1 protein-coding gene is annotated in these 779 nt (G+C 37.4%); it reads left to right on the forward strand.

The window, feature by feature from the left end:
* The first annotated feature begins 147 nt into the window (after positions 1-147).
* Positions 148-528: a diacylglycerol kinase gene (locus QL998_RS20710; RefSeq protein WP_024604898.1), complete on the forward strand. Its 381-nt coding sequence runs from the start codon at positions 148-150 to the stop codon at positions 526-528.
* Positions 529-779: the final 251 nt, after the last annotated feature.

Raw genomic sequence — 779 nt, forward strand, 5'->3', positions numbered from 1 at the left:
TATACAATGAAATGAGGCCGCATTTGAGTTTAGGAATGAAAACACCAAACCAAGTGCACAAAAAAAGCTAGGAGCAAAAGCTACTGGCCTTCAATTAAAACCGTCAACGTATTTTAGGACGGGACACTTCATTCATAGAGTTTATTAATGAAAGATATACTTAAACCAAATGGCTTAGGCCTCAAACGTGTTTTCAAAGCGACTTATTGTTCCTACCTAGGCTTCAGTGCTGCATTTAAAGAGGAAGCCGCATTTAGACAAGAGCTACTATTAAGCCTTATATTATTTCCTATTTCATTTTGGCTTGCTTCATCATTACTGCACTGGGCAATATTAGTAAGTTCACTGTTGGTTATACTAATAGTTGAATTATTAAATTCTGCAATTGAAGCATTAACAGATCGAGTAAGTACAGAATTGCATGTATTGTCAGGTAGAGCCAAAGATATGGGTTCTGCAGCCGTAACACTTTCATTAACGATCGTATTGATCATATGGGGTGTAAGTCTTTATATGAAGATCGTTTGAGCTCACTTTTAATATTAGTGAAGTTTAAGCGCCTTTAGTTGTTAATAAATTGATAGTTATGTTGTGTTTTTAACGTGTTTAGCTCAAATACTCAGCGAACAGTACTTTATTTCAAGTTTTCTTCAAAAAAGGGTTGATCTGTTTTCGGATCTCCCTATAATGCGACCCCACTGAGACGGGATATGGCGACGCGCAGCGGACAACGCATAGCGAGGCACGAACTACTCAGAGAGTTAAATAAAACTTCGGTT

It is taken from the genome of Pseudoalteromonas sp. APC 3691 (assembly GCF_030408135.1).
Classification (GTDB): Bacteria; Pseudomonadota; Gammaproteobacteria; order Enterobacterales; family Alteromonadaceae; genus Pseudoalteromonas.

Bases quoted from the DNA above. Each gene is read 5' to 3' on its own strand.
- QL998_RS20710 (WP_024604898.1), top strand. From the start codon at position 148: ATGAAAGATATACTTAAACCAAATGGCTTAGGCCTCAAACGTGTTTTC.